This is a genomic window from Pseudomonas sp. 2FG (assembly GCF_005502935.1).
GTDB lineage: Bacteria > Pseudomonadota > Gammaproteobacteria > Pseudomonadales > Pseudomonadaceae > Aquipseudomonas.
Map to the genome: position 1 here is coordinate 1 of NZ_SCMP01000006.1, position 14,319 is coordinate 14,319.

The window sequence follows — 14,319 nt, forward strand, 5'->3', positions numbered from 1 at the left end:
GTTCTTAGACTGCGCCCCCAGGTCACACCCGGCAGCCGGAACCCGCCCGCGCTGATGCCACTCTCAGCAACGCTCGCTCCAGCGTCCCGACCCTCCCGGCAGTGTCCCGGTCGCAGCGGGCGGCTTTCCGTTATCATTGCGCCATCTTCGACTTGCGAGACCTCCATGCGCCGCCTGCTCAGCCTAATCCTGCTGTTGCTCGCCCTGCCTGCCAGCGCGGGCCTGTTCGACAACCGCCCAAGCCCGGTGCTCGGTGCGCCGCTGAACAACAGCGCGGACTTCCTGCCGGTGCGCGAAGCCTTCCGCCTGAGCCTGGTGGACAGCAGCGCGCAGTCGATCAAGCTGCGCTTCGTCGCCGCCGAGGGCTATTACCTCTACCGCCACCGCTTCCAGTTCCGGATCGAACCCGCGGATATCGCCAACGGCGCGGCTCAGTTGCCCGCCGGCCAGCAGAAGACCGACGCCTACTTTGGCGAGGTCGAGGTGTATTACGGGGTACTCGATGTCGAGCTGCCGCTGAAAAACCCGGACCAACGGCCCTTTAGCCTGCAGGTGACCTATCAGGGCTGCGCCGATAAGGGCCTGTGCTACCCACCGGAAACCGAACGCCTGGAAATCGGGGATAACAGCCCGGCCAGCGCCCCCGTCGCTATCGGTGCCGCCACGCCCCCTGTGCCGCCGGCCGGCTGGAATTGGCACGAACTGGCGCTGTTCTTTCTCGCCGGCCTCGGCCTGACCTTCACCCCCTGCGTGCTGCCGATGCTGCCGATCCTGTCCGGGGTGGTGCTGCGCGGGCAGGTCGGCGGCCTGCGCGGCTTGAGCCTGTCGCTCGCCTATGTGCTGTCGATGGCCGCCTGCTTCGCCCTGCTCGGCGCGCTGATGGGCATATTCGGCGCCGAACTGAATCTGCAGGCGCGCCTGCAATCGGCCTGGGTACTGGTGCCCTTCGCGCTGTTCTTCGGCCTGTTCGCCCTGGCCATGTTCGGGGTCTTCGAGCTGCGCCTGCCGCGCGTGCTCAGCGAACCCTTGGACCGCCTGGCGGGCAACGCCCGCGGCGGTTCGCTGTGGGGCGCGGCGCTGCTCGGGGTGGTTTCCAGCCTGCTGGTTTCGCCCTGTGTTTCCGCGCCATTGGCCGGTGCGCTGCTGTATATCAGCGCCAGCGGCGATGCCCTCGGCGGCGGCCTCAAGCTGTTCGCCCTCGGCCTCGGCATGGGTGCACCGCTGGTGCTCTTCGCTGCCGGTGGCGGCGCCCTGCTGCCGAAGAGCGGCTCCTGGATGGTCATAGTGCGCAATGCCTTCGGCGTGTTGCTGCTAGCGGTGGCGGTCTGGTTGCTCGAACGCGTGCTGCCCGGCACTTGGTCGCTGGCACTCTGGGGCCTGCTGGCCGGCGGCGTCGCCTTGTTCCTCGGCGCCTTGGAGTTCAACTATAAGTCACCCCGCCAGCGCTTGGCGCAATTGGCCGGCCTGGCTCTGCTGGCTTACGCCCTGAGCGCCTGGGTCGGCGCGCTGCGCGGTGAATCCGACCCGTTGCGCCCGCTCGGCCGCCCATCGTTGGCCGGCAGCGCAACCAGCACGGCAGTCAGTGGCAGCTGGCAAACCCTGAAAACCGCAAGCGAACTGGACACCGCCCTCGCCGCCGCCAAAGCCGCCAAGCAACCGCTGCTGCTCGACTGGTATGCCGACTGGTGCATCAGTTGCAAGGTGATCGAACGCGAAGTGCTGAGCGCCCCGGAAGTCGTCCAGCAACTGGCCGGCTACCGGCTGATTCGCTTCGACATGACCGCCAGCACCCCCGAACAACGCGCCCTGCTCGATCGCTACCAGCTGTTCGGCCCACCGGCGCTGCTGTTTTTCTCGCCCCTGGGTGACGAGTGGGCGGATTTGCGTGTCGTAGGTGAGATCGATGCGGGCAACTTTGTCGAACGACTCAACCAAGCCGCCGCACGCTAGTCATACATTTGCCGCAAACAGCGGGCATCGTGTGGGCTATTGCCGACAACTAGACAGTCTTTACCGCTCTGCGGCATAGTCCTGCGCAGCGTGACAATAAGGAAGACAAGCACATGGCCACCTTACTGGTGTTGCACGGCCCCAATCTGAACTTGCTGGGCACTCGCGAACCCGGCGTCTATGGCGCCGTCACCCTCGAACAGATCAACCTCGATCTGGAGCGCCGCGCCCGTGAGGCCGGCCACCACCTGCTCTATCTGCAGAGCAATGCCGAATACGAACTGATCGAGCGCATCCACGCCGCACCGGGCGAAGGGGTGGACTTCATCCTGATCAATCCGGCGGCATTTACACATACCAGCGTCGCATTACGTGACGCGCTGCTGGCGGTGAGCATCCCATTCATCGAAGTGCACCTGTCCAACGTGCACAAACGCGAAGCTTTCCGCCATCACTCCTACTTTTCCGACGTTGCCGTGGGAGTGATCTGCGGCCTTGGCGCCAGCGGTTATCGGCTGGCCCTGGAGGCTGCCCTGGAACAACTTGAACGCCCCTGACCTTACCTTTGGGAGTTGCTGCTTATGGATATTCGTAAAGTTAAGAAACTGATCGAGCTGCTGGAAGAGTCCGGTATCGACGAACTGGAGATCCGCGAGGGCGAAGAGTCCGTACGGATCAGCCGCCACGGCAAGCAACCGCAATTTGCCGCGCCGCAAATGTACGCCGCCCCGGCACCGGTGCCAGTCGCCGCGGCCGCCCCCGCGCCAGCCGCCGAAGCCGCCGCTCCGGCCGCCGCCAAGCTGAATGGCAACGTGGTGCGCTCGCCGATGGTCGGCACCTTCTACCGCACCCCAGCACCGACCTCGCCGGCCTTCGTCGAGATCGGTCAGAGCGTGAAGAAAGGCGACATCCTCTGCATCGTCGAAGCGATGAAGATGATGAACCACATCGAAGCGGAAACCAGCGGCGTTATCGAATCCATCTTGGTGGAGAACGGCCAGCCGGTGGAATACGACCAGCCGCTGTTCACCATCGTTTGAACCGCGGAGAGCCTGCGATGTTGGAAAAAGTTCTGATCGCCAACCGCGGCGAAATTGCCCTGCGCATCCTGCGCGCCTGCAAGGAGCTGGGCATCAAGACCGTGGCGGTGTACTCCACGGCCGACCGCGAGTTGATGCACCTGGGCCTGGCCGACGAAACGGTGTGCATTGGCCCGGCCTCTGCCGCCCAGTCCTACCTGCATATCCCGGCCATCATCGCGGCGGCGGAAGTCACCGGCGCCACGGCGATCCACCCGGGCTATGGCTTCCTCGCGGAAAACGCCGACTTCGCCGAACAGGTCGAGAAATCCGGCTTCGCCTTCATCGGCCCGAAAGCCGACACCATTCGCCTGATGGGCGACAAGGTCTCGGCCAAGCACGCCATGAAGAAAGCCGGCGTGCCGACCGTCCCGGGCTCCGATGGCCCGCTGCCGGAAGACGAAGAAACCGCCCTGGCGATCGGCCGCGAAGTCGGTTACCCGGTGATCATCAAGGCCGCTGGCGGCGGCGGTGGCCGCGGCATGCGCGTGGTGCATGACGAGGAAGAGCTGATCAAGTCGGCCAAGCTGACTCGCACCGAAGCCGGCGCAGCCTTCGGCAACCCGATGGTCTATCTGGAAAAGTTCCTCACCAACCCACGCCACGTGGAAGTGCAGGTGCTGTCTGACGGCCAGGGCAACGCCATCCACCTCGGTGACCGCGACTGCTCGCTGCAGCGCCGCCATCAGAAGGTTCTGGAAGAAGCGCCAGCCCCGGGCATCGACGAGAAGGCCCGTGCCGAAGTGCTGGATCGTTGCGTGCGTGCCTGCATCGAGATCGGCTACCGCGGCGCCGGCACCTTCGAGTTTCTCTACGAGAACGGCCATTTCTACTTCATCGAGATGAACACCCGCGTGCAGGTGGAGCATCCGGTGTCGGAGATGGTCACCGGCATCGACATCGTCAAGGAAATGCTCAGCATCGCCGCCGGCAACAAGCTGTCGATCAAGCAGGAAGACGTCGTGATCCGTGGCCACGCGCTGGAATGCCGGATCAACGCGGAAGACCCTTCGTCCTTTATGCCGAGCCCCGGCAAGGTCAAGCACTTCCATGCGCCGGGCGGTAATGGCGTGCGCGTCGACTCGCACCTGTACAGCGGTTACACCGTGCCGCCGAACTACGACTCGTTGATCGGCAAGCTGATCACCTACGGCGCCACCCGTGACGAAGCCCTGGCGCGCATGCGCAATGCGCTGGACGAGATCGTCGTCGACGGGATCAAGACCAACATCCCGCTGCACCGCGACCTGGTTCGTGACAAAGGCTTCTGCAAAGGTGGAGTCAATATCCATTACCTGGAAAAGAAACTAGGTATGGATAAGCACTGAGTAACCTGTCGCTGAAATGATAAGGGCTGCCCACGGGCGGCCCTTGTCATTTCAGCCCGTCGCAAGCTTGCCCCATAGCAGTGGAAGCCCGTTCGCCCCTCAAGTAAGCTTGCCCGCCAATTGCGCCAGCCCACGCCATCGGCTAGCCACGTCATCGTTCAAGAGGTTTGCCCATGCCCTGGTTACAAGTCCGTCTCGCCATCAGCCCGGAACAGGCGGAAACCTACGAAGACGCCCTGCTCGGCGTCGGCGCCGTGTCGGTGACCTTCATGGACGCCGAAGACCAGCCGATCTACGAACCGGACCTCGGCACCACGCCGCTCTGGTCGCACACGCACCTGCTCGCCCTGTTCGAAGCCGACACCGATGAAACCAACCTGCTCGCGCACCTCGAACTGCTGACCGGCACGCCGTTGCCGCTGCACCAGTTCGAACGCATCGAAGACCAGGACTGGGAACGCAGCTGGATGGACAACTTCCAGCCTATGCGCTTCGGCCGCCGCCTGTGGATAGTGCCGAGCTGGCATGCCGCGCCGGAGCCGGACGCCGTCAACCTGCTGCTCGATCCAGGCCTGGCCTTCGGCACCGGCACCCACCCGACCACCGCGCTGTGCCTGGAGTGGCTGGACGGCCAGGACCTGCAAGGGTGCAACGTGCTGGACTTCGGCTGTGGCTCCGGCATCCTCGCCATCGCCGCCCTGCTCTTGGGCGCCAAGCAGGCGGTCGGCACCGATATCGACCCGCAAGCGCTGGAAGCGTCGCGCGACAACGCCGGGCGCAACGGCATCGATCCGGCATCGTTCCCGCTTTACCTGCCGGCCGAGCTGCCGCCACAACCGGCCGAAGTGGTGGTCGCCAACATTCTGGCCGGCCCGCTGGTGCAATTGGCCGCGCAAATCACCTCACTGGTGCAGACCCATGGGCGCCTGGCACTCTCGGGCATCCTCGCCGAACAGGCGGAAGAAGTGCGGGCGGCCTACCGCGATGCCTTCGAACTGGATCCCACGGCAGAAAAAGACGGCTGGGTACGCATCACCGGGCGCCGCCGCTGAGAGCCTGTTCAAGATCGTCGCGAGCGCAGCAGATCATCAACAGGCTCCGAGGCGCCATCCGCAGTAGCCTTGAGTTAGACTAACCGCCCCGATTGACTCGCGTACAACGCCGGATCGCCGCATGACCGCCAGCTTCGTCACCCAGTGCCCCCATTGCCGCACCAGCTTTCGCGTGAGTCGCGCGCAGTTGGGCGCAGCCCATGGCGCGGTGCGGTGCGGTGCCTGTTTGCATGTATTCAATGCCGCGGTCCAGCTCGTTGGCGCACAACCGGCCGCCAAAGCGGCCGTTAGCCCGCCACCGACTGCTATGGCCAGTCAGCCCGCCACGCCGCCGGGCAAAGCCGCCGGCGACACGCTGTGGATCCATGACGACCTCGACCTCGACAGCCTCGATGAAGAGCTGGCCAAGCAGGAGCAGCAGGAGCTGCACCTCTCGCAGGAGTTTCTCGCCCTGGAACCCGGCCCGAAATCGGCCGAGGACCTCCTCAAGGCGCCGGAACAAGCGCGCGAGCAGGACGACGAAGACTGGGCCGAGGCACTCCTGCAGGACCACCCCGCGCCGCCAGCCGAAGCGCCGCCGCCCAGCCTGGCGAGCGATGAGTCCGCGCAGCCCTGCGGCATCGCGGATGCCGCGGATGCCGCGGATGAGGAACCGGAGCACGACTTCAAGCTCAGCGCCGAGCGCGACGAACCGGAGGCCGGCTTGTCCGCCACCGACGAGCCTGAGGATCCGGACAACAGCTTTGCCGCCGTCCGCACCCTGCAGAACCCCGGCCGCAGCGAGCCTGGGTCGCGTGACGAAGGGCTGTTCAATCTGACCGAAGAGCCCCTGCACCTCGACTGGCAAGAGCAGCGCAAACCCTGGGGCCGCTGGCTGGGCTGGGGCCTGTTGAACCTGATCGGCGCGCTCGCCCTGACCAGCCAATACATCGCCTACCATTTCGACGAACTGGCGCGTCAGGATCAGTACCGCCCCTGGTTCGAGCAGTTCTGCCCAAACCTCGGCTGCAGCCTGCCATCCAAGGTCGAGATCAGCCTGATCAAGAGCAGCAACCTGGTGGTGCGCAGCCACCCGGAGTTCACCGGCGCCCTGGTGGTGGACGCGATCCTCTACAACCGTGCGCCTTTCGCCCAACCCTTCCCCTTGCTGGAAATGCGCTTCGCCGACCTCAACGGCCAGCTGCTTGCCAGTCGTCGTTTCAAGCCCAGCGAATATCTGGCGGGCGAGCTGGCCGGTCAGGCCGAAATGCCACCGCAAACGCCGATCCACATTTCCTTGGACATTCTCGACCCGGGCACCAAGGCCGTGAATTACAGCCTAAGCTTCCACTCGCCCGAGTAACCGCCGCGCCCTGGTTTTTGGCATTTTCACGGCCATCGACAGGCACCCTGAGCGGCCAATAACTGTTCATAATTTATCCAGAACAACCTTTATCCAGCCCTCGAGAGCGGGTATTATGCCCACCCTTTTTCGCACTCCCAGATCCGCCTTTTCAGCAGGGAAGCCCCATGTCGGCGGTACGCATCGGTCCATACACACTGCCCAATCAGTTGATACTCGCGCCCATGGCGGGAGTCACTGATCGCCCGTTCCGTCAGCTCTGTCGCCGCCTTGGCGCGGGCCTGGTGGTGTCGGAGATGGTCACCAGCGATATGAGCTTGTGGAACACCCGCAAATCGAGCCTTCGGCTGATTCATGCCGGCGACCCGGAACCCCGTTCGGTGCAGATTGCCGGCGGCTATCCGCAGATGCTGGCCGATGCCGCGCGCGCGAACGTCGCACTGGGCGCGCAAATCATCGACATCAACATGGGCTGCCCGGCCAAGAAGGTCTGCAACAAGGCGGCAGGTTCGGCGCTGCTGAAGGATGAGCTGCTGGTCAGCGCGATTTTGCAGGCCGTGGTGGCCGCGGTGGATGTCCCTGTGACCCTGAAAATCCGCACCGGCTGGGATCGCGAGAACAAAAACGGCATCGCCGTGGCGAAGATCGCCGAACAATCGGGGATTCAGGCGCTGGCCGTGCATGGGCGGACGCGCGCGGATCTGTACAGCGGCGAGGCCGAGTACGAAACCATCGCCGCGATCAAGCAGGCGGTGTCGATTCCGGTGTTTGCCAATGGCGATATCGACTCGCCAGAGAAAGCCCGGCAAGTGCTCGCCGCCACCGGTGCCGATGCCCTGCTGATCGGGCGTGCCGCGCAAGGGCGGCCGTGGATTTTTCGTGAGATCGAGCACTACCTGCGCACCGGGGTAAAATTGCCGGTGCCAACGCTGCACGAGGTGGAACGCATTCTGCTAGAACATCTGGCCGAACTGCACAGTTTCTATGGCGACGTGATGGGCGTGCGTATCGCCCGCAAACATGTCGGCTGGTACCTCGCCACCCTGCCGGGCGCCAGGGAGTTTCGCGCCCAATTCAATCGTCTGGAGAACACGGACGTGCAATGCGCCAGCGTTCGGCAGTTTTTCGCCGAGCGTCATAACGACGGAGAAGGGGTCGCTGCATGACGATGATGACTGAGACATTAGTGAGTGGAACTGCACCCGTGACCGATAACGTCAATCTGAAACAGCACCTGAACACGCCGAGCGCAGAGGGCCAGACCCTGCGCGGCAATGTGGAAAAGGCGCTGCACAACTACTTTGCCCACCTGGATGGGCAGGATGTCTCTGACGTCTACAACCTGGTGCTCTCCGAAGTCGAGGCACCGCTGCTGGAGACCGTGATGAATTACGTCAAGGGTAACCAGACCAAGGCCTCCGAACTGCTCGGACTGAACCGCGGCACGCTGCGCAAGAAGCTCAAGCAATACGACTTGCTGTAAGCATGCACTCCAACGAAGAAGGGCGGCCCCCGTTGACGAAACGGCCGCCCTTTTTTGCTGATTTCTCTGCTTTAGATGGAAATTGAGATGACCGACCAAACCACCCGCCTGCCCATCCGCCGCGCCCTGATCAGCGTTTCCGACAAGACCGGAATTCTCGAATTCGCCCGTGAGCTCTCGGCCCTCGGGGTCGAAATTCTCTCCACCGGCGGCACCTTCAAGCTGCTCAAGGACAACGGCGTGGCCGCCGTGGAAGTCGCCGACTACACCGGCTTCGCGGAAATGATGGACGGCCGGGTGAAGACCCTGCACCCGAAAATCCATGGTGGCATCCTAGGTCGCCGCGGCATCGACGACGCCATCATGGCCGAGCACGGCATCAAGCCGATCGACCTGGTCGCGGTCAACCTCTACCCCTTCGAAGCAACCGTCGCCAAACCGGGTTGCGACCTGCCCACCGCCATCGAGAACATCGACATCGGCGGCCCGACCATGGTCCGCTCGGCGGCCAAGAACCACAAAGACGTCGCCATCGTGGTCAACGCCCGCGACTACAGCGCCGTGCTGGACAGCCTGAAAGCCGGCGGCCTGACCTACGCCCAGCGTTTCGACCTGATGCTCAAGGCCTTCGAACACACCGCCGCCTACGATGGCATGATCGCCAACTACTTCGGCACCGTGAACCAGGCCGCCGAGACCCTGGGCACCGAAGCGCGTGGCGCCTTCCCGCGGACCTTCAACAGCCAGTTCATCAAGGCCCAGGAAATGCGCTACGGCGAGAACCCGCACCAGAGCGCGGCGTTCTACGTGGAGGCCAAGCCGGTGGAAGCCAGCATCGCCACCGCGATCCAGCTGCAAGGCAAGGAGCTGTCGTTCAACAACGTGGCCGACACCGACGCCGCGCTGGAATGCGTGAAGAGCTTCGTCAAGCCCGCCTGCGTGATCGTCAAGCACGCCAACCCGTGCGGCGTGGCCGTGGCCCTCGACAGCGAAGGCGGCATCCGCCAGGCCTACGAGCTGGCCTACGCCACCGATACCGAGTCGGCTTTCGGCGGCATCATCGCCTTCAACCGCGAGCTGGATGCAGAAACCGCCAAGGCCATAGTCGAGCGTCAGTTCGTCGAAGTCATCATCGCGCCGAAAATCAGCGCCGAAGCCCGTGCCGTGGTCGCCGCCAAAGCCAATGTGCGCCTGCTCGAATGCGGTGAATGGGCCGCCGAGCGCACTGCCGCCTGGGACTTCAAGCGGGTCAACGGCGGCCTGCTGGTACAGAGCCGCGATATCGGCATGATCGGCGCCGATGATCTGAAGCTGGTGACCCAGCGCGCGCCGAGCGAGCAGGAAATCCACGACCTGATCTTCGCCTGGAAAGTCGCCAAATACGTCAAATCCAACGCCATCGTCTACGCCAAGAATCGCCAGACCATCGGCGTCGGCGCCGGCCAGATGAGCCGGGTCAACTCCGCCCGTATCGCCGCGATCAAGGCCGAGCATGCCGGTTTGCAGGTGCAGGGTGCGGTGATGGCGTCCGACGCCTTCTTCCCGTTCCGCGACGGCATCGACAACGCCGCCAAAGTTGGCATCACCGCGGTGATCCAGCCGGGTGGTTCGATGCGCGATAACGAAGTGATAGCCGCGGCCGACGAAGCGGGTATCGCCATGGTGTTCACCGGCATGCGCCACTTCCGTCACTGATTTTTGTCTGGGCGGCCGCGCTGAAGCAGGCATCTGCTGCGTTGGAGTCGGTCCCGCTGATGCTCATTGCCAAAAGGCAACTCCGCTCATCGAGACCGCCTCCGCCTTGCATCTACCCGCTTGATCGCGACCTCTATCAGGCGCGATCAACGAACAAAGGAATAGCGATATGAACGTACTGATCATCGGCAGCGGTGGCCGCGAACACGCCCTGGCTTGGAAGGTTGCGCAAGATCCGCGCGTGGAGAAAGTCTTCGTCGCCCCGGGCAACGCCGGCACCGCCACCGAAGCCAAGTGCGAGAACGTCGCCATCGACGTACTGGCCCTGGAGCAGCTGGCTGACTTCGCCGAGCAGAACGTCGGCCTGACCATAGTCGGCCCGGAAGCGCCACTGGTGGCGGGGGTGGTCGATCTGTTCCGCAGCCGCAACCTCAAGTGCTTTGGCCCCACCGCCGGCGCCGCCCAACTGGAAGGCTCCAAGGCCTTCACCAAGGACTTCCTCGCCCGCCACAAGATCCCCACCGCCGACTACCAGAACTTCACCGAAGTCGAGCCGGCGCTGGCCTACCTGCGCGAGAAAGGCGCACCGATCGTGATCAAGGCCGACGGCCTGGCCGCCGGCAAAGGTGTGATAGTCGCCATGAGCCTCAGCGAGGCCGAAGACGCCGTGCGCGACATGCTCGCCGGCAATGCCTTCGGTGACGCCGGCTCGCGCGTGGTGATCGAAGAGTTCCTCGACGGCGAAGAAGCCAGCTTTATCGTCATGGTCGATGGCCACAACGTGCTGCCGATGGCCACCAGCCAGGATCACAAACGCGTCGGCGACGGTGACAGCGGCCCGAATACCGGCGGCATGGGCGCCTACTCGCCGGCGCCGGTGGTCACCGCCGCGGTGCACCAGCGCGCCATGGACGAAGTGATCTGGCCGACCGTGCGCGGCATGGCCAGCGAAGGCAATGTCTACACCGGCTTCCTGTATGCCGGGCTGATGATAGACAAGGCCGGCCAACCGAAAGTCATCGAGTTCAACTGCCGCTTTGGCGATCCGGAAACCCAGCCGATCATGCTGCGCCTGCAATCGAGCCTGGTGCTGCTGATCGAAGCCGCCTTGGCCGAAGCCCTGGATAAAATCGAAGCCCAGTGGGACCCGCGCCCCAGCCTGGGCGTGGTGCTGGCTGCCGGTGGTTACCCCGGCGACTACGCCAAAGGCGCGCCGATTAAAGGCCTGGACGCCGCCGTCAGCGACCAGGGCAAGGTGTTCCACGCCGGCACGGCGCTGCAGGACGGCCAGGTGCTCACCTCTGGCGGCCGCGTACTCTGCGCCACCGCCCTGGGCGAGACCGTCTCGGCGGCCCAGCAACACGCCTATGCGCTGGCGGCGAAGATCGACTGGGACGGCTGCTTCTACCGTCACGACATCGGTTATCGGGCCATCGCCCGCGAGCGCGGCGAGGATTAACCGGGAATACGTTGTACGGCGTGCCAAGGCAGCCATTTGGCTGCCTTCCGCGTATTACCGCCAAGCAGGCGCTTGGCTATAATCGAGCCATTCACCTTCGAAGGGACTTCGCCGTGCGCGGGCTCAGGATCGCCATAGGACTCACCGTCAGTCTGCTGCTGACTGCGCTCAATCTATTCCCGGCGCAGGCGGCCGAGCCAGGGCAATGGTCCGCACTGATCGATAGCGAAGCCGCATTGCAACTGGACGATATCCGCTCCCCGCGCTATCTCCCGCAGTTCAGCCCGATCGATCTCCAGCAGCTCTACACCCCCGGTGGGCACACGGCGTTGTGGCTGCACTACCGTCTGCCGGCCAGTGAGCGGGAGCAACTGCTGCGGGTCTTCGCCCCGTACCTGGACTTCCTCGACCTGTACGTGCTGCAGGGCGATGAACTGGTCGCCAGCACCCGCACCGGCAGCCGCCTCCCCTTTGCCAGCCGCCCGCTGCCCAGCCGTGATTTCCTCCTGCCGCTGCCGGTGGCCAAGGAGCCGCTGGATCTCTACCTGCGCCTGGCCTCGGCCCATGCTCTGCGCCCGAGCATCAGCCTCGAGTCGGCCGCCGCGCTGGCCGCCAACGACACCCGCCCATTGCTCTATGGCCTGCTGCTCGGCGCCTTTGGCATGTTGCTGCTCTACAACCTGGTGCGTTTTGCCTACGCCCGCATCCGTAGCAGCCTGTGGCTAGCGGCCACCCAAGTCTGCTTGCTGGTAACCAGCCTGAGCCTGCTGGGAATCAGCAGCCCTTGGCTGGCCGACTGGCAGACCACCCAACCACAGATCGCCAATCTGGCGATGCTGCTGGCGATGCTCTGTGGCCTGGCCTTCACCGTCAGTTTCTTCCGCAGGGTCTGCCCGAGCACCGCGCTACGGCGCGTACTGATCGGCGAAGGCCTGCTGATCGGCCTGACCGGCATAGTGCTGCTGACCGCCAGTAACCTGCAGCTCAGCCAACTGGTGTATGTGCTTGCCGCCGTGACCAGCCTGAGCATCTTGGTCGTTGCCGCCTTTCACTGGCAGCACGGCTATCCGCCGGCACGGCTGTTCACCCTGGCCCTGCTGGTGTTTAGCCTGGCATTTATCGGTGCCCTGCCGGCGCTGTTCGGCTACTGGGCGGTGCCGTCCGACTGGCTGGCTTTCGGCCTGCTGAGCGTGGCCGCCCTCAGCGGCTTCATGCTGAGCATCGCACTCAGCGAGCGCCAGCGACGGATCATTCAAGACGACTTCAGCGTCAGCCGGGAGCTCGCCGCCAGCTCCGCCGAGCTGAAGGCCAAAGCCGAATTCCTCGCCAAGATCAGCCACGAAATCCGCACGCCGATGAACGGCGTGCTGGGCATGACCGAATTGCTCCTCGGCACTCCGCTCTCGGCCAAGCAACGCGACTATGTGCAGACCATTCACAGCGCCGGCAATGAGCTGCTGACGCTGATCAACGAGATCCTCGACATTTCCAAACTGGAGTCCGGGCAGATCGAACTGGATGACGTGCAGTTCGACCTGAATGCGCTGATCGATGATTGCCTGGACATCTTCCGCGCCAAAGCCGAACAGCAGAGAGTCGAGCTGATCGGCTTTATCCAGCCGCAAGTACCCCGGGTGATCAGCGGCGACCCGACGCGCCTGCGCCAGACCTTGCTCAGCCTGCTGGACAACGCCTTCAAGCAAACCGACGAAGGCGAGATTCTCTTGGTGGTCGCGCTGGACACCAGCGCCGCTGCCCCGCGTCTGCGAATTGCGGTACAGGACAGCGGCCGCCCACTGGAAAGCAGCGAACGCGACGCCTTGCTCAACGCCGAACTGCACAGCAAAGACTTCCTCGCCGCCACCAAGCTCGGCGGCCGTCTCGGCCTGATCATCGCCCGCCAGCTGGTGCGCCTGATGAGCGGCGCATTCGGCATCCAGAGTGGTGGCAACCAGGGCAACACCCTGTGGCTCACCCTGCCGCTGGATGCCGAGCGCCTGGAACAACCCACCGCCGACCTCGACGGCACCCTGCAAGGCGCGCGCTTGCTGGTGGTCGATGACAACGACACCTGCCGCAAGGTCCTGGTGCAGCAGTGCAGCGCCTGGGGCCTGACGGTCAGCGCGGTGCCTTCCGGCAAAGAGGCCCTGGCCCTGCTACGGACCAAGGCGCACATCCGCGAATACTTCGATGCGGTGCTGCTCGACCAGGACATGCCCGGCATGAGCGGTATGCAGTTGGCGGCGAAGATCAAGGAAGACCCCAGCCTCAACCACGACATCCTGTTGATCATGCTCACCGGCATCAGCAGCGCGCCGAGCAAAATCATCGCCCGCAACTCCGGGATCAAACGCATCCTGGCCAAGCCGGTGGCCGGCTACACGCTAAAGACCACCCTCGCCGACGAGCTGGCGCAGCGCAAACAGGGTGGAGCCATGCGCTGGGCGCCGCCCCTGGTGAGTGCGCCGCTGAATGTGCCCAGCGACTTCCGCATTCTGGTCGCCGAAGACAACAGCATCTCCACCAAGGTGATCCGCGGCATGCTCGGCAAACTCAACCTGCAACCGGACACCGCCAGCAACGGCGAGGAAGCACTGATTGCGATGAAAGCTCAACAGTACGATCTGGTGCTGATGGACTGCGAGATGCCGATCCTCGATGGTTTTTCCGCCACCCAGCAACTACGCGCCTGGGAAGCCGCAGAGCGGCGCAGCCGCACCCCGGTGGTGGCCCTCACCGCGCATATCCTCGCCGAACATAAAGAGCGCGCACGCCTGGTCGGCATGGACGGGCATATGGCCAAACCGGTGGAGCTGTCGCAATTGCGTGACCTGATCGAACACTGGGTCGCCGAACGCGAGCTGCGCCGCCTGCGCGAAGCCGATGACGCCCCTCCTGAGCCCTCTGCGAATGGCGTCGGTTGACGCTACG

General features: G+C 64.3%; 11 protein-coding genes. All 11 read left to right on the forward strand.

The features are described 5' to 3' along the window. The first annotated feature begins 165 nt into the window (after positions 1 to 165). The 11 genes from FFS13_RS07800 (at position 166) to FFS13_RS07850 (ending at position 14,312) form a co-directional block, all read left to right on the forward strand. Complete coding sequence (locus tag FFS13_RS07800; RefSeq protein ID WP_137818537.1) at positions 166 to 1,950, forward strand: protein-disulfide reductase DsbD; 1,785 nt, start codon at positions 166 to 168, stop codon at positions 1,948 to 1,950. A gap of 113 nt (positions 1,951 to 2,063) precedes the next feature. Further along, positions 2,064 to 2,507 (forward strand): type II 3-dehydroquinate dehydratase, encoded by a 444-nt coding sequence (aroQ, locus tag FFS13_RS07805; RefSeq protein WP_137818538.1) that lies wholly within the window; start codon positions 2,064 to 2,066, stop codon positions 2,505 to 2,507. A 24-nt stretch (positions 2,508 to 2,531) separates the two neighbouring features. Beyond that, positions 2,532 to 2,990: an acetyl-CoA carboxylase biotin carboxyl carrier protein gene (accB, locus tag FFS13_RS07810; RefSeq protein ID WP_137818539.1), complete on the forward strand. Its 459-nt coding sequence runs from the start codon at positions 2,532 to 2,534 to the stop codon at positions 2,988 to 2,990. Between the two features lie 17 nt (positions 2,991 to 3,007). Then, positions 3,008 to 4,357, forward strand: a complete 1,350-nt coding sequence (accC, locus tag FFS13_RS07815) for an acetyl-CoA carboxylase biotin carboxylase subunit (protein ID WP_137818540.1) — start codon at positions 3,008 to 3,010, stop codon at positions 4,355 to 4,357. 173 nt (positions 4,358 to 4,530) lie between these two features. After that, positions 4,531 to 5,409, forward strand: coding sequence for a 50S ribosomal protein L11 methyltransferase (prmA, locus tag FFS13_RS07820; RefSeq protein ID WP_137818541.1), 879 nt, complete (start codon positions 4,531 to 4,533; stop codon positions 5,407 to 5,409). 121 nt (positions 5,410 to 5,530) lie between these two features. Further along, on the forward strand, positions 5,531 to 6,751 hold the full coding sequence (locus tag FFS13_RS07825) for a DUF3426 domain-containing protein (protein WP_137818542.1): 1,221 nt from the start codon (positions 5,531 to 5,533) through the stop codon (positions 6,749 to 6,751). A gap of 167 nt (positions 6,752 to 6,918) precedes the next feature. Then, a complete protein-coding gene (dusB, locus tag FFS13_RS07830; protein WP_137818543.1) occupies positions 6,919 to 7,917 on the forward strand; it encodes a tRNA dihydrouridine synthase DusB in 999 nt (332 codons plus the stop codon). After that, positions 7,914 to 8,234 carry a DNA-binding transcriptional regulator Fis gene (gene fis / locus FFS13_RS07835; RefSeq protein ID WP_137818544.1) on the forward strand — a complete coding sequence of 107 codons (321 nt, stop codon included), beginning with the start codon at positions 7,914 to 7,916 and terminating at the stop codon, positions 8,232 to 8,234. The genes dusB and fis overlap by 4 nt, the downstream gene beginning before the upstream one ends. An 87-nt stretch (positions 8,235 to 8,321) precedes the next feature. Further along, the gene (purH, locus tag FFS13_RS07840; protein WP_137818545.1) at positions 8,322 to 9,929 is read left to right on the forward strand and encodes a bifunctional phosphoribosylaminoimidazolecarboxamide formyltransferase/IMP cyclohydrolase; all 1,608 of its coding nucleotides are present in this window, start codon (positions 8,322 to 8,324) and stop codon (positions 9,927 to 9,929) included. A gap of 169 nt (positions 9,930 to 10,098) precedes the next feature. Next, entirely contained in the window at positions 10,099 to 11,388 is a 1,290-nt protein-coding gene (gene purD / locus FFS13_RS07845) for a phosphoribosylamine--glycine ligase (RefSeq protein ID WP_137818546.1), read from the forward strand. Between the two features lie 113 nt (positions 11,389 to 11,501). Then, complete coding sequence (locus FFS13_RS07850; RefSeq protein WP_137818547.1) at positions 11,502 to 14,312, forward strand: hybrid sensor histidine kinase/response regulator; 2,811 nt, start codon at positions 11,502 to 11,504, stop codon at positions 14,310 to 14,312. Positions 14,313 to 14,319 lie beyond the last annotated feature (7 nt).